This is a genomic window from Butyricimonas faecalis (genome assembly GCF_003991565.1).
Taxonomy (GTDB): Bacteria; Bacteroidota; Bacteroidia; order Bacteroidales; family Marinifilaceae; genus Butyricimonas; species Butyricimonas faecalis.
The window spans coordinates 2138945-2160252 of record NZ_CP032819.1; the positions used below are offsets into that span (position 1 = coordinate 2138945).

Consider the following 21308-nt stretch of genomic DNA (forward strand, 5'->3'; position numbering starts at 1 on the left):
GGGAAAGGATATTAAACGTCGTTTTATTTCAAAAAACACTCCCGTCACTTGGCACGAAATGACGGGAGTGTTTTTTGAAATAATTTGTGCGAGACGAATATTGTCAAATCGGATTGGTAATATCCCGGATAACCACAGAGGCGCAGAAACACCCGAACAAGGGCGGCATATAAGAAATAGTCCCGACATTCGACTTTTTATTCTCGCTCTCGCTTAAAACAACCGCTTCCGGATCGACTTCTTCGGGAGAAAATACGACTTTCACCCCCTTGTAGACGCCCAACTTATGTAGCCTTTTTCGCAACATGCGAGCCAAATTACAATTATACGATTTCGAAATATCGGCTATCCGGATTTGTTCAGGATCCATTTTCCCTCCGGCACCCATGGAACTCACGACCCGGTACCCCTTTTGCAAGCTATGGTATATTAAGAATATCTTGGGGGCTAATGTATCAATGGCATCCACCACGTAATCATATTTCGCCATTTCCAAAATATCAATCATGCGATCGTCTTTGATAAAATCATTGATGACGTGTAATTGGATATCCGGGTTTATATCCCGGAAACGGGCTGCCATCACCTCGGCTTTCGCTTTACCGATGTTACTATCCAACGCCGGAAGTTGACGGTTTTTATTCGTCACCTCCACGCGATCCCCGTCAATAATCGTCATCTCTCCGATCCCCGCCCGACATAACTGTTCGGCGGCATACGCCCCGACTCCTCCTAATCCTGCCACCAACACGTGAGCTTTCTTCAACAAACCCAACCGTTCTTTTCCTAGAAGCAACTCCGTTCTACTCAGCCAATCCATACTATTTTCCAAAAACTTTATTATAATTATTCCTCGTTATTTCCTTTAACACCTCCACGTCGACCTCAAAGATGGCAGAGGCAGCCTCGTAAATGACTGAAATCTCCACCTCTTTGTCATCATTCTCCAAAAACAATCTCTCTGCCGGGATCATCCGCAATAATCGAAAAGCATTTGAGCGCGAATCCAGCAAAGCCGCTCCCACGGAAATATACAACCCGTGGTTCAACAATTGCCTTAATATCTGCTCGTTATTATTATACCCGTGAACAATCCAAGGTACGGAGGATCCCGTTCGCCTCTTCATGGCAATCAATTCCGAATACGCCTTCACGCAATGAATAATCAACGGTTTACGCAGTGCTTCTGCCAAACCGACTTGAACTGCCAGTATCTCTTCCTGCGTTTTCATGCCAATAGGAGAGCGACGGTCCAGACCGCACTCTCCTATCGCTATTACTTTTTCCATCCGTGCCGTATCTTCTATTCCCGCAAAAAGGTTCTCTCCCGATTCGTTTAACTTCATGGGATGAATACCCACGGAGTAAAACACGTTCTGCCCCTCTATCCATTCCCGTTTTTCTTCTTTTTCCACCCACGCCTTTCCTTCACCAACATCCAGAATGTTAATTCCTTCGCCAACATGATGCGTGTGTATATTCACGTACGGATTCAATTCCTTCTGCTATTTTTTATTGCACATGATATTCAAGATCGTCTTGTCCGTTTCCTCCATTCCTTTTGTACCGATCAATCCCACGTTACGGATGGTACGCTCGATATCTTCCTCCACGATCCCGTCATTGTTCGTCTTGATCCCTCTCATTGACAACAAGGCAGCTTGTACGGCAGCCGATACCCCGGAATATACCTTCAAGGCACATCCCTGTTTTGCCCCGTCACACATCATACCCGTCAAGTTTGAACACATTGTTTTGATCGTGTTCACCATGTTCTCGTAAGTTCCTCCCATCAGATAGGTGATTGCAGAGGCAGCCCCTGTCCCGGCAATCAGAATACCGCAAAGGGCTGAAAGGTGTCCCATATAATAGTGAATATGCACGGCAATCAGGTTACTCAATGCCAAGGCACGAGCCAATTGCTCGCGGGAAGCCCCGAATTGCTCGGCAGCCACCACTACCGGCAAATATACCGTGATTCCTTGATTACCACTACCGGAATTTGTCATCACCGGCTTCGGGCACCCGTCCATACGCGCATCCGATGCTGCAGTGGCACGAATTAACGTACGATTCAGCAAGTCATCTTCCAACAATCCTTTATCTATATTTTCTTTTAACGTTTTTCCAATCTGCAATCCATATTCCGATTTCAATCCTTCGGCCGAAATCGCTTTGTTCATCTCGGCTCCCTGCAACACGAATTCGATATCTTTCACGTCTACCTGATGCACGAAGTCCCAAATCCGCTTCACGCTCAACTCCGGTCCTTTATCTTCCGGTTTTGAGGTATCCAGACGAAATTCTCTTTTGAAAATCTCTTTTCCGTTCTTTTCCACCAAAACGATATTGGTGTGCGTGTGAACGATAATCACTTTTACCGTATCATTTCCTTTCGTGGCCAAAGCCTCGGCGTACAATTTATCCGGTGCATCCTCTTTCAAAGAAACCTTCACTTGACCTAACATATCTTTTGCCCGCTGCAAGTTATCCCCCACGTTCACCTCTTTCAGCACTTCCAAGCCGTATTCGGATTTTCCACAAACAGCTCCTAAAGCCGCGGCGATAGGCAGCCCGACCATTCCTGTTCCCGGGATACCAACACCCATACCATTTTTGTAAATATTACCACTAACCAGTACGTCCAAATGCTCGGGCACGTCTCCTAATACTTCTTTACACTTTGCACACGCTAAAGCACAGGCTACCGGCTCGGTACACCCCAAGGCCGGAACGGCCTCTTTTCTCAATATTTCAATGATTTGTTGATCTGTTACTTGATTCATCTTATTCTTCTTTTCATGTAGAACGCTAAATTTTGCGATTACAAAAATAGTGTTATTTATCTATTTTTCTATCACAAAAAGACAAATTATACTATCTTTGCCTACTGAAGTCGAATTAGTTGAACACACGATAGATATTTACCCATGAAATTAACACTCGTCATATTATCACTTTTCATCACGTCCTTCGCTTGGGCGCAAACAGATTCTATTGCCCCGGTCAAAAAAGAGAGCGATTTCGTGAAACAACTCTCGGAAACAGATTCCATTACCGGTGGTAAAGTGATCATTCATGCCGATCCGAAAATCGAACAACTATTAAAACTGAGCATTTCCGTGAGCCGGAAAGAACAGCTCTTTCAAGGGTATCGCATCCAAATCCTATCCCGTAGTTCATACGACACGAATATCGACTCGTTGAAAAACTATACCAAACGATTTGAAGAAGAGTTTCCGGACATACCTGCATACCTGCAATACACTGATCCCGATTTCAAAATCCGGGTAGGTAATTTCCGCACCCGCATAGAAGCCATCCCCGCCTTGAAACGAATCCGTAAAAAATATTCAGGTGCATACCCGGTAAAAACAACTATTTACCTACAAGAATTGAATCCCGTCGTGGAGCAAGATACGGTTGCGGTGCCTCCTGTGCAATTCTAAATTTTAAATTCTAAACTTTAAATTCCTTAGTTTTTCCTCTTCTGCCGAAAAATCAATCATCGGGTAGGAATGGGAAATCATAGCCATCTCAGCCAACATTTTCTTTACCAGACGTTGATAATCCTCGGACTTCGAATCGAAAGGTCGATGTGCCATTCCTTTATTGATTCGCCCGATCTGATTCATTAACCCCAACACATCGGGAGTGATAAAGCTATACAGGAAACGTTCCCAAATGTAATCTACCGTGAAGCCAGACACGTGTAACATATCATCCGCGTAAAAACGATAGTCCCGCAATTCATCCAACACGATTTCGTAAGCCGGGAAATAATACACGTACTCCAGTTTTTCCCGCAATTGATCGATAGCCAACAATAATGTAGCCTTACTCAACTGATTACCATGAGCGCCATCCTTCCAATGCCGGATCGGGCTTACCGTGAATAATATGCGAAGTCCAGGATTTATCTCTCGCAGACGCTCGATTAACTCCACGTATTCCTCCACAATATTTTCCACGCTCAAACGACTACGCTCAAACTCTTGCGCAGGGATCTTGTGACAATTCGACACGATCATATTTTCCCGCACGTGCTTGTACACCCAAGCTGTTCCCCAAGTAATTACCAACAAATCTAAAGAACAAAGTTCTTCCGCAGCTTTCTCCAAACGTCCATTTATCCGGCTCAGACACTCGTCCGGATCGGTTGACGAGAATGCCCCATGGTGATACAGGCTCACCCATTTCTCCCCTACCTTTCTCAAATCGTTTTTTTCAAATCGTTTTCCTTCCATGATTAAACGTAATACATTGGCCACGGATAACGGGTTATAAATTATCCCACAAGGATTTACATCTACGTCAAATTTATAATAGGAAAACTTACTCCCTATGTTTTCCGCGAAACACGATCCCAACATCATCAGCTTGGAATTATAATCTATTGAAAAATCTGGAGCAACAATCGTGATCTTCGTTTGCAAATTCATATCTATATTTATTATAAATAATCACTCTATCTATACAAAGTTACATTTTTTACGCTCATTTCCTTCATCATTTTTATACTTTTGTCAAAAATTTCGCGCATGGGAATTATCACCATATTATTGATTGCAGTCGGATTAGCCATGGATAGTCTTGCCGTAAGTATCAGCGGTGGGATCGTCATGCGCCCTTTCTGTATGCGACAATCTTTACGTCTGGCCCTTACAATGGGTGGTTTTCAAGGGGGGATGACTTTACTCGGCTGGCTCATGGGAGTCAGTTTCAGTTCATACATTACCACCTTTGACCATTGGATTGCCTTCATCCTTCTCGGTTTTCTAGGCGGTAAGATGATCTACGAGTCTTTCGAGGAAGAAGAAACCACGATCTCATCTTTTTCCACCAAAACTCTTCTCACGTTAGGAGTAGCCACCAGTATAGATGCCCTTGCCGTGGGAGTCAGTATGGCCTTCCTCAAAACGAGCATTTATTTCCCCGCCTTCATCATCGGTTTCGTGACATTCGCCCTCTCCCTGATCGGTGTTATCGGTGGTTACCGTTTCGGAAAAATCAAAGGTATCAACGTCGAATTATTCGGTGGAATCATCCTCATCGCGATCGGAGTCAAAATACTCATCGAGCATTTGATGGAATAATTTTCCATTTTCAATTATATTTCTTATCTTTGCACTCACATATCTAGGGGGTAGACGTGGATTTGACAGCATGAAGAATAGGTATGTAAGCATGTCGGGCGTAGTGAAGCCGGCCCGTTAATCCCGGACGCAAAATTTTAATTGGCGAAAGAAATTACGCTCTTGCTGCCTAATCGAATAATAGTAGATTGAGGCTTAATCTCCGCTCAAGGTAGTGGAGACAAGACATCCCGCTGGCGGTCCCACCTTGTGCCAACCAGCATTCGGGGTGCAGGCAATACGAGGTTAGTCAACGTTTTGCTTCGTGACGTTGATGAAATAACAGAAGCTAAGGTACAGTTTGGGTGCTTTTTTCCGGGCTATACTCGAAAACCAACAAAAAGATAAGCATGTAGAAAGCATATTGATTCCGTGTTTGGACCAGGGTTCGATTCCCTGCTACTCCACCTCAAATTAGAAGTCACTGTTTATCGGTGCTTCTAATTTTATATCATTTTCAAAGTTCATTCTCTATCATTTTAGCACGTCACAATTATGGATATCTTGGAATTAAGAGAATATTGTCTATCTTTTCCGCACACGACAGAAGAATTTCCTTTTGACGAAACCACGTTAGTTTTCAAAGTTTTCAACAAAATGTTTTGTTGCACGGACATCATGCCATTCGAATGGATTGCTGTAAAATGTGATCCGAGCTGGGCCCTTGAGTTACGTGAAAAATATCCGGAAATAACCCCTGCATTTCACTTCAATAAAAAATACTGGAATGGAATTGATATGCACGGCACACTTCCCGACAAATTCATTGGAGAGCTTATCGAACATTCATTCCGGGAAGTCGTAAAGAAATTCCCACAACGTTTTATAAAAGAAAACTTTCCAGAATTCTCGCTAACTGCATCTAACCGAATAAACAAAGACTAACAGTTGGGGAGATTTTTACATTAACTTATTTTTGAACACACAACGTATTCCCCAACCGTCAGTCTGTAAAAATTATTATTAATCTTCTTGCTGCTGACGTTTCACCTCAGCAAGCACATCTTTCATATTCAAACCTGCCGCCTCGGCAATTCCCTTACCACAACGTTCATCTGCCTGATAGAAACGAGCAGCAACCCTCACTTTTATATCCATGGGAACGCCCTCCATCGCCGCAGCAACATTCGTATGGATCCGCATTTTTTCATCTTCCGGAACCAAACGATACAAATCACCCGGTTGCGTGTAATAATCTTTATCTTGTTGATAATGACTAGCCATTCCTTGAATTTCAAAAGGCGGTTGATTATAAGCGTGATTATCTACCGGGCCACCAAAACTGTTCGGCTCGTAATTCACGGCACCGCCACCGTTAGCATCCACTCGCATGGCACCGTCCCGGTGATAATTGTGCATTGGACAGCGAGGTGCGTTTACAGGAATGGAATCCGCATTAATCCCCAAACGGTAACGATGTGCATCACCGTAAGCGAACAGACGTCCCTGCAACATCTTGTCCGGTGAAAAACTGATTCCCGGGACCACGTTGGCCGGGTTGAAAGCAGACTGTTCCACGTCGGCAAAATAATTCTCCGGATTTCGGTTCAATTCGATCACACCCACCTCAATCAACGGGTAATCCTTATGACTCCAAACCTTTGTCAAGTCGAAAGGATTGAAACGATAGGTTTCCGCATCCTTCTCCGGCATGATCTGCACGCACATTTTCCATTTGGGAAAATCTCCCTTCTCAATACTCTCAAACAAATCCCGCTGGGAATGTTCACGATCTTTCGCCACGATCTTTTCCGCCTCTTCGTTCGTGAAATTGGCGATTCCTTGCATACAACGCAAATGGAATTTCACCCAACAACGTTCGTTATATTCGTTATAAAAACTGAACGTATGACTTCCGAAACCGTGCATGTGGCGAAAATCCTGAGGAATCCCCCGGTCACTCATCAAGATCATGACCTGGTGCAAAGTTTCTGGTGACAAACTCCAGAAGTCCCACATCGCCGTGTTACTTCTCAGGTTTGTCTTCGGATCCCGCTTTTGCGTGTGAATAAAATCGGGAAACTTCAACGGATCCCGGATAAAGAAAACAGGCGTGTTATTCCCGACCAGATCCCAGTTTCCCTCGTCGGTATAGAATTTCATGGCAAATCCCCGAACATCCCGTTCCGTATCGGCTGCACCCCGCTCTCCCGCTACCGTGGAGAAACGCATGAACACGTCGGTTTTCTTGCCAACCCGTGCAAAAATACTCGCTTTGGTGTAACGGGTAATGTCATTTGTCACCGTGAACGTACCAAATGCTCCGCTCCCCTTGGCATGTACGACACGTTCTGGAATTCGCTCCCGGTTAAAATGAGCCAATTTTTCGATTAGCCAAACGTTCTGTAAGAGAGCTGGTCCATGAGGCCCTGCAGTCTGAATGTTTTGATTATCACCAACCGGAGTCCCGGCTTCGGTGGTTAGTTTTTGTTTTCTTTCCATGGTTAATAGGTATATTCGTTATCATGTATACCGATTATACCTTATTAATCATTAAAAAGTTTTACAAACGAATCGAAATTTTACTCCGTTTTCGGTTTGCGGATGTAATGCGGCATCTCAAAAGGAATCTCCAAAGAAAATTCCACCAATCCCATAAATTCGCCATTCTCGTACCATGGGGTTTGGTAAATCAATTTTTTCACGCCGTTTTTCTCGATCGTGTAAGCATTCGTAGCATGTTCTGTCATCAACTGCACCAATTTAGTGCGGGCTGGTTCCGGATGACAATCTAACACATTCTGACCAACGAGATCACCGTGATTTGTTTTCTGTGACTTATCGTTCATTTGAAGGATCTTTCCCTCTTTATCGCACACCGTGATGGCCACGTTCAATTCTTTCATGTAATCCATAGCTGCCATTTTTTTAATTGATGCACAAAACTACAATTTTTCAGCATGTTGTTCTTCCATTTTCACGAATTAATAGTTTCCATCCACATTTTTCTTGAAATTTTCTTGAAAATATTTTGCAGTTTCCCTGAAAACCTCTATATTTGCATCGCTTTTGAGAAAAATTCCTTAGTAGCTCAGTTGGTTAGAGCGGCGGACTGTTAATCCGTAGGTCGTAGGTTCAAGTCCTACCTGAGGAGCCAAGAAGTTGAAAGCCAGTAGAGCTTCACAATCAAGTAACAAGGGCGCTTAGCTCAGCTGGTTCAGAGCATCTGGTTTACACCCAGAGGGTCGGGGGTTCGAATCCCTCAGCGCCCACGAAAGAGGTTCAAAAAGGACCTCTTTTTTATTTACCTACTTTTCAGGCTCACGTGAGCCATAAATTACTAACTTTATAACATAAATTACAATTATGATTAGAAAAATAAAAGTTACGGATTATCCTCGTTTAATGGAAATTTGGGAAAGTGCAGTATCGAGTACACATGATTTTCTTAAAGAGGAAGACTTTTTATATTACAAAGAACAACTTCCTATATATTTCCAGCATGTCACTCTATTCGGATTTGAACAAGAGGGAATCTTAATCGGATTTATGGGGATTGCAGAAGGGAACCTTGAAATGCTATTTATTGACAATAATTATCGAGGTACAGGAATAGGGAAAAAATTAATTACTTATGCCATAGATAATTTACAAGTAACGAAAGTCGATGTGAATGAGCAAAATATTCAAGCTGTCGGTTTTTATAAACATATAGGCTTTAACATATACAAAAGGTCAAACCTGGACGGTGAAGGGAAAGAATATCCTATTTTACACATGCAGCTGTAGTTTATAAACATAAGTAATATCAATCCGAGTGCCTGTCGGGCATCGGAGTTATTGACATCGATAACCATAAATGCATGACTTTAGATCACATCCGAACACCGGATTGTTAGATCTTGAAAAACATGGCCAAGGACCTAGTTGATTAGTACAACCATTATCTTGTCAGCAAAAAAACGACAATAATATGACGGAAAGGCAGACTTTACCAATTGGGATCTGAACCGATATGCTTGAACGATTTATTTGCGTGTCTGGTATTAACCCAGCTCCACAAGTTATTACAAACTTTTCAAAGAACTCATCCTATTTATAGCCAAAGCCACTTAAGTTTGACAAACTTTTAACGAACTTTTATTACATGAATCTTTTCAATAAATTTAAGCATTTATACGGGGCATAACGAAAAGGGTTATCAAAAAATGTGAAAGATTTTACCACGGAACGTAAATTACTGAAAAGTTCAAAACTCGCTTTCCCGTGATACTTTCCAACTCCACTCATCCCCACACCTCCGAAAGGCAAACGGGGATTTGCCAGATGCACAATCGTGTCGTTCACACAAGCCCCACCTGAAGAAGTCCGACTTAAAACTTCACGAGCCTCTCGCTTAGGTCCGAAATAATACAGCGCCAAGGGTTTATCCCGTTTATTCACAAAACGAATCACATCATCTATCTCCCTATAAGTCAGCACAGGCAGAATGGGACCAAATATCTCTTCCCGCATGATCAGACTATCAGCCTCCACGTCTATCAGTACCGTAGGTGCAATATACCTTTCCTCCACGTTCACTTCCCCTCCAAAAACCACTTGTCCTGAAGCATGTATTAAGTTCGCTAACCGTTCTGTTCCCTCCCGGTGAACAATCCGCGGATAATCGGGACTATCACACGGGCGATCCCCATAAAATCGTTTCACGGTCAATCTTACAGCCTCAACAAATTCTGCTCTTTGATTTTCATGCACAAACACGTAATCGGGGGCAACACATGTCTGCCCGGCATTAATAAATTTTCCCCAAGCCGTACGACGAGCCGCAATCTCCACGTTCGCACCACGTCCCACGATACAAGGACTTTTCCCTCCCAACTCTAAAGTTACTGGGGTTAAATGTTTCGCCGCCATTTCCATAACATGTTGTCCGAAATGGGAACCTCCTGTGAAAAAAATATAATCAAAACGCTCACTCAACAATAGCTCTGCCACATTCCCTTCTCCATCAAACACAGAAACATAACCAGGTTCAAAAACTGCTGCTACAATCTTTTTTATAACTTCTGCCGTTGCCGGGGCAAAAGGAGACGGTTTCAACACGACACAATTTCCGGCAGAGATGGCACCAATTAAAGGTTCCAACAATAATTGAAACGGGTAATTCCAAGGGGCAATAATCAACACAACACCATACGGCTCGTACATGATCCAGCTTTTCGAGGGCCAAACAGCCAGTGGGGTTGCCTGTCGTCGAGACTTCGCCCACTGTCTCAAATGTTTCACATGATAGTTAATCTCTCCCAGCACCATACCAATCTCCGTCAGGTAAGCCTCACCCTCTGATTTTCTCAAATCACTCCACAAGGCCGCATTTATCTCTTTCATTTGTCCGATAATAGCCCGTCTCAACGCTTTTAAACGTTCTATCCTGCAAGCAACATCCCTTGTCGTTCCCTTGTCAAAAAACTCCCGTAAAGGAATCGTGTACTTCTCTTTTCTATTTTCCGATTCTACCATATTCCAATCATTCCTATATCATGTTAAAATAACTGTTTCCCATGATATAAATAATTGGACACCATTAAGCTATGAAAGCAATTTCAAGTAGTCAAATGATAACCAATTATTTATATATCCGCAGATTCAACTCGCCAACGCAACTTTCATTTCAAAACAGATTCTTACTTTAACAAATTATCCAAAAACGTATAAAATTTAGGATCTTCACCAGAAATCATCTTCACAATATTCCCCTCCGGATCAATAATACATTTAGAAGGATACCCCGATACGGCATACATCAAAGATACATTCACGTTTTCATCATTAATCAATTGCACCCATGGTAATCCATGCTCTTCAACAGCTGCTTTCCATTTCTTTTCTGTATCATTACATGCAATTCCGATAAATTCCACTTTATCCTTATGCTTTGCATAGCTAACTTTCATATCGGGAATCCCTTTAATACACCATCCACACCAACTACCCCAGAAGTCAAGTACAACATATTTACCCCGAAAATCAGCAAGATGAACATCTTTTCCATGCAGATCTTTCAAGGTGAATTGTGGAGCAGGCATTCCTGGTTGAATTTTAGCTGCAGCTTTCTTTTGTGCCATTTGTTTCTCAGCCATTTTGATAAGCGTCAAAGCATAAGTAGCCATCACCCCACCTTTTATACTACTGTCCAACATGTCAAAAGCTGTCCGTTTCTTTTCATCTACTACATAACTGATTAAAGCAGCAGAAACTTTTTTCACCGGATTATTCTTTATATATGTGATCACGGTTTCTGAAATTTCATTCTGAACCATTTTTAAAGAATCCCGCACAAGGTTGATAAGATCAACATGATCCCCTCGTCCCTCCATCTCTGCAACTCGAGAACTTAATCTATTTGATTCCTGTTGATAACTCTTTAATTGATTTTCGACACTTCGCAAATTTTGATAAAATTCGCTCCCCATAATCTGATAATTTCCGGCCTCCCCTGTTACAACGGCCCTCTCTCCGGGGACAACAATCAAACGAATCGGGTTGAACATAGCAGCAATCAAGCCATTCACATCACCAGCCAAGGGTTTACAAATCAAACCGACAGAATAAACTACAGTCGTATCCGGCATATTAAAAGCAAACGTTCCATCCTGTAATGCAAGCGTATCCAGTTTAGAAGCAACACCAGTACTTGTATTCACAGATATAACTAGAAGTGTATCGCTCGGCACTTTCAATTTTCCACTAACTTGATAAGGCTTACTAGCTTCAGCAACACACACAATACAAATAAACAATCCTAATATGATTAATTTTTTCATCTTTTTATCTCTTTATTTTAACCCATTCAATAGCTCGTCAGTTTTAGTTTCTGATGGACGAGGAGCTGAAGCATCCATCATTTTTCCTTCTTTATCAAATATCATGAAACGAGGAATATTTGTAATACCATAAATTTCTGCACAAGTTTTTTGGTTCGCCTCCGGGATAAGATATTGCTCCCAAGTTGGCTTATCCGTAATCAATTTCTTTTTCCATGCAGCAATATCTGTATCTATTGAAATACTAACAAAACGAATAACCGAATGATCTTTATATTTCGCTACTAATTTTTCAATAAATGGAATTTCTTTACAACAAGGTCCACACCAAGTCGCCCAGAAATCGATATAAGTATATTTACCTTTCCCCACGACATCTTTTAAAGAAAAAGATTTTCCATTAATATCTACCATTTTCAAATCTGCAGCATCTGTACCCACGGCAGTGTTATCAATTATTTTTAACTGAGCACGTGCATATTCACAAGTTTGCGCATCCGTAGAAACATCTAAATATTCTCGATAAACACAGGGAAGTGTTTCCGAAATATTAGCACCCAACATCTGCATGAACAAATGTGCCGTAAGAAGTGTCCGTGCAACCTTATTTCGCATATCTTGATTTGACACGAACGTTTTCAAACAACGCAATTTCACTGCATTTACAGGCATTCCCTTTGGGTATAAATTCGGGTGTGCCCCCACATACCAATTCAAATAATACATTAAAGCTCTCTCTTGTAAAGTATCATTAAAATCAATCCCTTTTACATACTTCATGAAGTCCACATCCTTCTCCATGTCCACACCTATCTTTTGTTTAGCATCTGCATAACTGAAATAATGACTGGCAAGTTCATTCTTCAAACCTTTCTTTTCTTTTTCCACAAAGACCTTATCATCCACTTTATCCAGCGCTTCCTTTATCGGAACAAGCTTTTCATCAACATAACGGACGCAAGCTTTAAAATCAGGCACCACTTGCCATGCTTGTGCTGAAAACATCGGGGAAAGCGTGATTAGCTCCCGATGCAAATTAAGATAGGCCGTTTCTTTTCCCGTATCTCCGCTATAATGGGGAATAACACTTTCACCCTCAGCAACAAAATCAACATGTAAAGATTTTCCCGGGACAAAATATGCCACATAAAACTTTGTTTGCTTCCCTTCACCTATCTTCAAAAAGACCTCCTTGGCCCGTGATAACATATATTCTTTAGAAAACGTTCCATTTGCAGCCACTTTCAACGTATCAGGCTCTACTCCCTCCATTGAAAAATCACAAACCACACAAGGAGTATTGACAAACCCTTTCACGCTACCACTAAAATAAATTTTATCATGCTTTTGTCCAAAAAGAGATAAAGCGGACAAAATTATCATGCTAACAATTACAAATTTCTTCATGTCACGTCCTATTTATTCTGTTTTAATATCTCACGTACTTCTTCTGCCCCTCTTGGTGCTTTTACCACGTTCCCATCCGGGTCAATCAATATATAATAGGGAACCCCGTTACGTACTTGATATTTATTCACGTAAAAGTCATTATACCCTTGTTTCGTCAACACGTAATGCGGGAAAGGAACATTTATCCTTTCCATTGCTTTATGCCATGCCTTCAAATTTTTATCACATGAAACAGCGATCACTAACAAACGATCCTTGAATTCATCCTGTAAAGCTTTCACTTTGGGCATAGCATGAATACACATTCCGCACCAACTTGCCCAAAAGTCAACCAACATAAATTTACCTTCATGGACAACATCCACTAGATTTATTAATTTTCCGTCAAGATCATTCATTTCTAAATTCATTAATGGAGCCCCGATAACCGTCAATTTAGCATGTGCGATCCGTTCTTGGAAAAGCGCAAAACGTGCAGTATCTGTAGGTACTGAAAGAATAGACTTTTCCAATGTTTTCACTTGCTCTCCAGTCAGGTTATACCCTCTTAATAGCATTTGATTAGCAAACATAACAGAAACAACAGAACGAGGATGTGATAGAATAAATTCCCATTCAGCACTTTCGCCTCTTCGTCGCTCTTCTTTCAAACGCTGATACTCGGCATAATCCCGCTGTGCTTCTCCCCCCTCTACAATGAAAGGGGTTTCAGAAGTAACGCTATCATAATCATCAGCTTTTATCGCAATTTCTACATTTTCTACAAATAATGGAGTATATGTCCATTTTATCTGGCATGAAGTATCTTTCAAATGCAGCATCTGATTATTCGTTATTAACGTACACAAGAGAGGAGCGTCAAGTTTACCACGTAATTCGAAATAACCATTTTTCACCGTAGTCTCAACCAATGTAGAACTTTCACCTCCCAACAAATCTTTCTCTGCTGCCAAAAGCGATACTTCCACGCCATCCGGCATCCCGGGAATACGTCCCTTAATCACAAAACCTTTTTCTTGTGCAAATAAGGACATACACCCAAAAAGGGAAACTATAAATAAAGAGAATATTTTCATCATTTCCATATTTATTATTTTACATCACGTACAAAACGAACACTCAACATTTCTGCCTCTGCTTCCATACTTTGACGATAAACTTGCGAAGAATCATAATACAATTTTCTATAATAATAATATTCTCCCTCTTTAGAATCATCTCTCGTCGAGGTCCAATAGAAACCATAAGTCCCAATAAATCGGTATCCCGGAGTTGCCATGATCATGTAAGGAGTATAATAACCTGCCATTTGAAAACCTAGCATGGCACCTTCGTCAGTTTGTTTCATCAATGCTCCGCTCACATCACCTCTCCAGTCCAACTCATCCGCTTCCGCTCTTGACATTCCTAATGCTTGTTCCAATCCTTTCCAATCTTCATCCGAAGGCAAACGCCATCCTTCCGGCACAGCTTCTAAAGCACCTTGACGAGTATAAAGAAACCCATATTTTTCAGAAAATTTATCTTCAGGATTCCCCTCTCCACTATGTGCATAATCTACATAAAAACGACACTTGGTCTGATCATCTATTTTATAATGAGAATTTTCCATCATCCAATCCTTTCCACCAATACGTACCCAATGATATTCAAAACCATCCCGTTCGTCTGTAAAGGTTCCGGATGCCTCCGGTGTAATAGCAGGCAATGTAAAATTATCATCATCACTACAGCCAAGCCCCAATAGAGCTAGTAGCATATATACGGCAATCTTGTATAAATTCATCGCTATATCTTTTAATATATGTAACCTAAATCAACTATTAAATCACTTAACATCCGAGCCCGCTTGATTACTTTAGGGTAATCTGCAAATTTCGCTTTAATCTCTTCCATTGTATACGTGAAAATAAATTCCGTGAAAGAGGTAATATCTTCATCCTTTGTCGGATAGAGGCCCACTGTTCGCATCTCAAAAGAACCGAACCGAATATAATGTTGCGTCACGAATCCTGCTTCATACTGATGCTTCATGTTAATCTCCTCGCTCTGAGTCGGGTTATCTTTTGTGCTAAATTTTCCCCCATGCAATCCATCACATACAGCATAAAACTCCTCTAACGCCGCTTCATTATTAATAAACTGATTACCTAAATAACTCGCAAAAATAGAAGAAGCCAAACTTTTCTTCTGTACATCTGTTTTACTCGTGATGTCACTCCCTACTGCAATTACGACACTCCGTTGTCCCGCAACAGCCGTTAAAGTAACCATAGTATTACCGGACATATAAGAAATAGAAGCAGGAACAAACCAAGAGAAAGGTTTTAACGATGTTGACAAATGCGGCAAAACATACTCTTTCAAGAAAGTTACTGCAGCCCTTTTATCCTCAATGGATTGTAAATAGCCATACTTGTAATCAATAGAGCCACCAACCATGCCGCTACCTAACGTATATCCGATATCCAATAGTTCAGTTTTATACTGCATATCACCGTTATAATCAATGCCTAACTCTTCATGACGAAGAGTATCATTAAAAAGTAAATAACTTTTCTCTGTTGTATAAAACTCTCGACGCAAAACAGATTCCTCATCCGTTGCATTCGGATCTGGTGCAAAACAATCCGTTATCGTGTCTACCTCAGGAGTCAATGCATCTTCATCACCACAAGCAACCACTCCTAACAGGAGCAATACACTTATATATATAAAACAATATCTCATAATTTTACTTTAATCTTTAGGGGTTGTTACTGTATACGCTCTCCAAGGACGTTCATTATTTACCATACCGGTATTGAAATCAAGAACTTCCTGAGGAATAGGTAAAATATAAGCCGCATCATTAGGCTCCAACGTAAATACATGAGTTTCTAACATCTGTGTTGAGGCGCCATTATCATAATACGTGTAATTATGTGTCAATAATTTCGAATCCGGATACTTCTCACACACACCATAACGCCTCAAATCAAACCAACGATGTCCCTCCAACGCTAGTTCTTTACGACGTTCCTCTCGAACTACTTCAACCAAGTCTCTCCCAGCCTCAGTAACTTCATAATTACTACCATCAAGATAACGTTTTTCACGCAATGCATTCAATTGCTTCCTCGCCTCATCCTCGTCATCCAAATAAACAGCTGCCTCCGCTTTATTTAAATACGCCTCTGCCGTACGGAAAAGGAACTTATCAGAAACCTCACATTGTTGATTAAACCAACCGGTATTATACTCTACATTATAATAATTAGCATCTGTTTCCGGATCAAGATAGCCTGTAACCCCCGGCCCGAAAGAGATCTTGGTATACCCGATAAACGTGTTGCGCTTCCACCACCACTGACTTTTTCGTAAATCATTTTCCGCATACACATCATATAACTCATGTGCCACCCGGAAATTTTGGTAATCATATTTCAAGAAACAAGGCACATCATTCCCTCCCATAGAAAAAAGAACTTCTTTAGAGTTTTTTGACAGGAAACCATCATAAGACTTCCGACTATTTAAATCAATCAAATAACCATTTGCTTTCAACACTTTATCTGCATAATCAGACGCTAACTTCCAATTTTGCATATAAAGATAAACTCGACTTAATAACAAATTCACAGCATTTATATCAGCCTGATATATACTCTGATGCGTTGTTTGCGATAAACATTCTTCAGCTATCTTCAAATCGCCCAGAACCTGCTCGTACACCTCTTGCACTGTATTACGAGAATATTTTATGTCATTCACCTTTTCCTCTGTTTTTATCGGGACTGCCGGATCGGTCGCCGCTGTTAAAGGATCATACGATTTACCATACAAATTAGCTAGCCAAAAATAATAAGTTGCACGTAAAAAATGAGCTTCTCCATTCACACGCAAGGCTCCTATTTTCTCTTCATCAGAATTTTGTGGGACATCTTTAACGCTAGCAATAATATTATTAGCCACATTAATCAATCGATAAGTCTCTGTCCATGTCGCATTTTCTGCCAAGAACCCGGAATAAGCATCATTCTGTCCGACTCTTTGCTGCCACGTGTAGTAGCCAAACACGTCACCTTTAAGACTACCGACACCACTTCCACCCCATGCCATACAATAACTATTCTGCTCTTCCAATTCGTCTGCCAAAAAATGGATAAAAAAACCATAATTAGAAGAAGATCCTGAATTTTGAACTGGCAAATAACAATCCCCGACCAATAACTCGTCTAAATCCTCATACGATGTGACATAATAGGTATCTTGGGAATATTCTTTCAAGAAATCCGAACAACTCGCCAACAAGACAAAGATTGTTACCGTTCCTATATATACTAAATATCTCATATCTTTTCTCTTTTATTAAATAATCATACTAGAACTGAAGGTTTAATCCTATCGTATAAGTAGGTGTATCAGACAACTGAATTTCAGAAAAACCTCCTTGCGTTGGGGTTTGTCCTTTCAACTTACTATTACAAAAAGTATATAAGTTTGTAGCTCCTAAAGTCAATGCCAAGCGGTTCAATCGCCAACGTTCCAATATTTTCTTGGGAATCTCATACGTCAAAGAGATACTGGAAATCTTGAGATAATCGGCACTTACAACCCTCAAATCTGAATAATCGTACATTGTCCATGCATTATTTGCAATTTTCACCACATCGGCAGAAGTACTGGCACTCCAATGATAACTATAATAACCGAATCCGTTTGACCCCCGCCCCATAATAGCCGGTACATCTGTATATAATTCGTCTCCAGGCTTTTTCCAAGCTTTAAGTAAATCCCTGTTAACATTCGATTCCGCCGAATAACCATTCACAAAATCTTCCATCATTCGGAACAAGCGAGTCTCTGCTCCCAAGCTATAATTCATCTGAATCCCCAGTCTCCATTGCTTATACGTAAATGTATTCGAAATACCACCTGTTACATCCGGATCTCTCTGGCCGGAAGCTTTTAACACACGGGTATAAGTATTATACTTATCAAGTCCCACTAATTCTACACGACGCTCTTCCCAATCATCAAACAATGGTCCTCCATCCACAGGACTCAATCCGACATACTTATAAGAATAAAACGTACCTATAGCTTTCCCTTTCACGACAGCCGTACCATTTAAGAAATCATTCAATTCATAGGTATTTTGGCCGGGAGCAGTATTCATCTCGTTCTTTATTTTTGACAATGAGCCGGAAAAAATCCAATTAAAATCTTCCAATTTAACAGGAGTTATTGTTAGATTCAAATTATACCCTTTATTGATAACTGTTCCAGAATTAACTGTATAAGAAGTAAACCCATTAATATCCGAAATTTGCTTACTCATAAAAGCATCCGTAGTTTTCTTATAATAATACTCGACACCTACCATCAAACGGCTTTTAAAGAATGAGGCTTCAAGACCAAAATTAGAAGAATGCGTCTTCTCCCATTTCAAATCAGGATTAGCAAAACCTCCGTTAGCCACAGTAGAAGTCATTTTATCGTAATAATCACTATAGCTACCTTTCTTAAGTACTAAAACTGGAGTCTGTCCATCCAGCATATTCCCCTGCTCCCCATAGGAAGCCTTCATCGTAAAAGAATTAAGCCAAGTAGCATTAATCCTTGTTACCGTCTTCAAATCGACCATACCGGAAACGGACCACACCGGTAATATTTTCTCGTTACTACGAGAACCAAATTTATTTGACCCATCATACCGAGTATTAGCATTTAATGTGAAATAATCTTTATAACTATAAGAAACCGTTCCGTAAACAGCCAACAAATTAGTACGACTATCTGTGATGACCGGAACATTACTTTTTACCCAACTTGCATAATAGGTAGCATAATACCCCGGATCAATATCTGTTACAAACGACTTTCCCCGGTCTGCATAATATCCCCTCTGTGTGTAAGAAAAAGCGTTATAATTTGTTGCATTCACTTCCGCACCAATCGCCACATTCAAATAATGTTCTTGGTTTTTTCCCCAATATTTACTCAAATTAGCTTGTAAACGAGCCGTGTAGCTTTTAGTCTTCGTCGTATTAGTTGTCAACTCTCCCCCATAAGGTAACATACTATTCTCCGGAGCTTTCTCGCCATACTCCGAACGGCGTAAATTCGCAACATGAAACGTCTTTTCTCCCCAATAGCCTTCAATCTCTGCGGCAGAAGTAGTACCGGAAAGGATAGCATTCACGTTCAACCAATCTGTTATATTGTAACGTAAATTGGCCGTGACAGTAAAACCACTCACACTTTGTTTTTGGAAACTATTTTCTAACTCATTCAGTATGTTATAATTCAAAAAACCTACAAAATATACATATTTTTGATAATAAGCATACGTACCATCTTCATTAAATGCCGGAATTGCACGACTTGTATGATAGGCATAATCAATCGGATTCACTTCACCTTGATTGTATTCTCTATCATTCAAATAACCATTCAAATTAAATGACAACTGTATTTTGGGAGAGAGCGTCATATCTAATTTGGCCGTTGCCGTATAACGATGATTTGTAGTTGATTGTATCACATCATCTTCATTCGTATACCCAAGTGATGCATAATAACGAACCGCCTCGGAACCACCAGATACATTTATACTATGATCATGAGAAAAAGAATCATGTGTCAACAAATCAAACCAATCCGTGTTAACAGTCTGCAACCTGGCAACTTCCGTTTGAAACTGTTCCTTCGTGTAGGTTCCATCATAATATTTACTCAATGCATTCTCATATCCAACCAAAGGCATATTTTGTTGATACACGTAATGATTAGCAACTAAATCCTGAGAAAATTGGATTCTTTCCTTCGAATTCATCAAATTAATCTTACGATCCGTATAACGTGGACGTTGACGTAAAGTTGCTGTTGCTGAATAAGAAACAATGGGCTTACCCGTTCTCCCTTTCTTCGTCGTAATTACAATAACACCATTAGCAGCACGTGTACCGTAAAGAGCCGTGGCGGCAGCATCTTTCAAAACATCTAAACGTTCTATATCCTGTGGATTCAACCCTGAAATTGCATTACCGATACGATTCACATAATCCGGGTCATTCAACACGTCAGGAGACAGATTCACCGGATCGCTAACAATAATACCATCTACAACCCAAAGCGGTTCTCGATTACCAATAATCGTGGAAGTTCCCCGAATTCGTAAACGAGGAGTAGCATTTATTTCACCACTATTCGATAAAACAACCATATCTGGAATCTTACCTTCCAACATTTGAGTCAAATTCGTCACTCCCGGGATTTTGATTTCTTCTATACCAAATGAATTGGTTGCACTGGTTGATTTTCTACGATCTAGCTGCTGATAACCCGTAATCACAATTTCCCCAATCTCGTTAATATCCTCTTCCAAAGCAACCTTCAATAAAGCTTGTCCTGTCCATTTTACCTCTTTCGTTTTCATCCCCACGAAAGAAAAAACCAACACGACTGAATCCCTTTTAGATATGTTCAATGAAAAGTCTCCTTTTATCCCAGTCGCAACTCCCGTCTGCATCCCTTTCAAAATTATGCTCACTCCGGGTAAAGCCTCTCCCCTATTGTCCGTAACGATTCCTTTAATCGTTATAGATTTCAAACTATCTGCGACAAACGACGACAAATTCCGTTTGATCACAACCACCTTTCCCTGAATCTCGTAATAAAGTCCTGTACCTTTCAGTACCTCATTCAAAATATTCTCTAAAGGTACATCTTTAAACACGGCATTCATCTTGTCAATCCCCTCCATATCCGTAACATTATAAAAGAATGTTATATCACTCTTTTTCTCCAAAGCCCAGATCACCTCTTCCAACGTCACGCTCTTTAGGTCTAAACTCATTTTGGCATGTTGTCCCCGCACATTTGCCGATATTGACATGACGGAACATAATAGCAGACACGTACACAATTTCATCATTCTAAAAATTTTTACATACATTTCCCCGTGGGGAAAGTATCCTTTCCACTTTTTTTTCATAATTTTGTAGTACAGATT

At 40.7% G+C, this 21308-nt stretch carries 18 protein-coding genes, 2 tRNA genes and 1 other RNA gene; 7 read left to right on the forward strand and 14 right to left on the reverse strand.

Annotated features, from left to right (window positions below):
- Positions 1–103: 103 nt before the first annotated feature.
- Genes D8S85_RS09435 through D8S85_RS09445 form a run of 3 tightly spaced genes read right to left on the reverse strand, consistent with a single transcriptional unit; the run spans position 104 to position 2786 of the window.
- Positions 104–820: a tRNA threonylcarbamoyladenosine dehydratase gene (locus tag D8S85_RS09435; protein WP_106480494.1), complete on the reverse strand. Its 717-nt coding sequence runs from the start codon at positions 818–820 to the stop codon at positions 104–106.
- A gap of 1 nt (position 821) precedes the next feature.
- Positions 822–1484 (reverse strand): TatD family hydrolase, encoded by a 663-nt coding sequence (locus tag D8S85_RS09440; protein ID WP_127075000.1) that lies wholly within the window; start codon positions 1482–1484, stop codon positions 822–824.
- 21 nt (positions 1485–1505) lie between these two features.
- Positions 1506–2786 (reverse strand): L-cysteine desulfidase family protein, encoded by a 1281-nt coding sequence (locus tag D8S85_RS09445; protein ID WP_127075001.1) that lies wholly within the window; start codon positions 2784–2786, stop codon positions 1506–1508.
- Between the two features lie 144 nt (positions 2787–2930).
- Here D8S85_RS09445 and D8S85_RS09450 point away from each other — a divergent pair, with 144 nt between their 5' ends.
- Positions 2931–3449 (forward strand): SPOR domain-containing protein, encoded by a 519-nt coding sequence (locus D8S85_RS09450; RefSeq protein ID WP_106480497.1) that lies wholly within the window; start codon positions 2931–2933, stop codon positions 3447–3449.
- Between the two features lie 3 nt (positions 3450–3452).
- Here the strand turns inward: D8S85_RS09450 and D8S85_RS09455 are convergent, their stop codons facing one another.
- Positions 3453–4442 (reverse strand): GSCFA domain-containing protein, encoded by a 990-nt coding sequence (locus D8S85_RS09455; RefSeq protein WP_106480498.1) that lies wholly within the window; start codon positions 4440–4442, stop codon positions 3453–3455.
- A 99-nt stretch (positions 4443–4541) separates the two neighbouring features.
- On the opposite strand from D8S85_RS09455, the gene D8S85_RS09460 reads away from it, so the two are divergent.
- The 3 genes from D8S85_RS09460 to D8S85_RS09470 all read left to right on the forward strand — a co-directional run bounded on the left by D8S85_RS09460 (position 4542) and on the right by D8S85_RS09470 (position 6020).
- Positions 4542–5096 carry a manganese efflux pump MntP gene (locus D8S85_RS09460; protein WP_106480499.1) on the forward strand — a complete coding sequence of 185 codons (555 nt, stop codon included), beginning with the start codon at positions 4542–4544 and terminating at the stop codon, positions 5094–5096.
- Positions 5097–5143: 47 nt separating this feature from the next.
- Positions 5144–5545: a transfer-messenger RNA gene (ssrA, locus tag D8S85_RS09465) on the forward strand.
- Positions 5546–5630: 85 nt separating this feature from the next.
- Positions 5631–6020 (forward strand): MmcQ/YjbR family DNA-binding protein, encoded by a 390-nt coding sequence (locus tag D8S85_RS09470; protein WP_106480500.1) that lies wholly within the window; start codon positions 5631–5633, stop codon positions 6018–6020.
- Between the two features lie 78 nt (positions 6021–6098).
- Here the strand turns inward: D8S85_RS09470 and D8S85_RS09475 are convergent, their stop codons facing one another.
- Both D8S85_RS09475 and D8S85_RS09480 read right to left on the reverse strand, forming a co-directional pair.
- Complete coding sequence (locus tag D8S85_RS09475; protein WP_106480501.1) at positions 6099–7577, reverse strand: catalase; 1479 nt, start codon at positions 7575–7577, stop codon at positions 6099–6101.
- A gap of 80 nt (positions 7578–7657) precedes the next feature.
- Positions 7658–7990, reverse strand: a complete 333-nt coding sequence (locus tag D8S85_RS09480; RefSeq protein ID WP_106480502.1) for a diguanylate cyclase — start codon at positions 7988–7990, stop codon at positions 7658–7660.
- Between the two features lie 165 nt (positions 7991–8155).
- Between D8S85_RS09480 and D8S85_RS09485 the strand changes: the two genes are divergently transcribed.
- The 3 genes from D8S85_RS09485 (at position 8156) to D8S85_RS09495 (ending at position 8864) form a co-directional block, all read left to right on the forward strand.
- Positions 8156–8232 (forward strand) — tRNA-Asn (locus D8S85_RS09485).
- Between the two features lie 40 nt (positions 8233–8272).
- Positions 8273–8347: transfer RNA gene (locus D8S85_RS09490), tRNA-Val, on the forward strand.
- 94 nt (positions 8348–8441) lie between these two features.
- The gene (locus D8S85_RS09495) at positions 8442–8864 is read left to right on the forward strand and encodes a GNAT family N-acetyltransferase (protein ID WP_127075002.1); all 423 of its coding nucleotides are present in this window, start codon (positions 8442–8444) and stop codon (positions 8862–8864) included.
- A gap of 354 nt (positions 8865–9218) precedes the next feature.
- On the opposite strand, the gene D8S85_RS09500 is transcribed toward D8S85_RS09495, so the two are convergent.
- The 8 genes from D8S85_RS09500 to D8S85_RS09535 all read right to left on the reverse strand — a co-directional run bounded on the left by D8S85_RS09500 (position 9219) and on the right by D8S85_RS09535 (position 21230).
- The gene (locus D8S85_RS09500) at positions 9219–10595 is read right to left on the reverse strand and encodes an aldehyde dehydrogenase (protein WP_106480504.1); all 1377 of its coding nucleotides are present in this window, start codon (positions 10593–10595) and stop codon (positions 9219–9221) included.
- Between the two features lie 164 nt (positions 10596–10759).
- The gene (locus D8S85_RS09505; protein WP_127075003.1) at positions 10760–11899 is read right to left on the reverse strand and encodes a TlpA family protein disulfide reductase; all 1140 of its coding nucleotides are present in this window, start codon (positions 11897–11899) and stop codon (positions 10760–10762) included.
- A 12-nt stretch (positions 11900–11911) separates the two neighbouring features.
- Complete coding sequence (locus D8S85_RS09510) at positions 11912–13306, reverse strand: TlpA family protein disulfide reductase (RefSeq protein ID WP_106480507.1); 1395 nt, start codon at positions 13304–13306, stop codon at positions 11912–11914.
- 8 nt (positions 13307–13314) lie between these two features.
- Positions 13315–14394, reverse strand: a complete 1080-nt coding sequence (locus D8S85_RS09515; protein ID WP_106480508.1) for a TlpA disulfide reductase family protein — start codon at positions 14392–14394, stop codon at positions 13315–13317.
- Between the two features lie 5 nt (positions 14395–14399).
- The gene (locus D8S85_RS09520) at positions 14400–15095 is read right to left on the reverse strand and encodes a fibrobacter succinogenes major paralogous domain-containing protein (protein ID WP_106480509.1); all 696 of its coding nucleotides are present in this window, start codon (positions 15093–15095) and stop codon (positions 14400–14402) included.
- Between the two features lie 11 nt (positions 15096–15106).
- Positions 15107–16039 (reverse strand): hypothetical protein, encoded by a 933-nt coding sequence (locus D8S85_RS09525; protein WP_106480510.1) that lies wholly within the window; start codon positions 16037–16039, stop codon positions 15107–15109.
- A 9-nt stretch (positions 16040–16048) separates the two neighbouring features.
- Positions 16049–17644: a RagB/SusD family nutrient uptake outer membrane protein gene (locus D8S85_RS09530; RefSeq protein ID WP_228423178.1), complete on the reverse strand. Its 1596-nt coding sequence runs from the start codon at positions 17642–17644 to the stop codon at positions 16049–16051.
- A gap of 28 nt (positions 17645–17672) precedes the next feature.
- Complete coding sequence (locus tag D8S85_RS09535; RefSeq protein WP_240648925.1) at positions 17673–21230, reverse strand: SusC/RagA family TonB-linked outer membrane protein; 3558 nt, start codon at positions 21228–21230, stop codon at positions 17673–17675.
- Between the last annotated feature and the right edge of the window lie 78 nt (positions 21231–21308).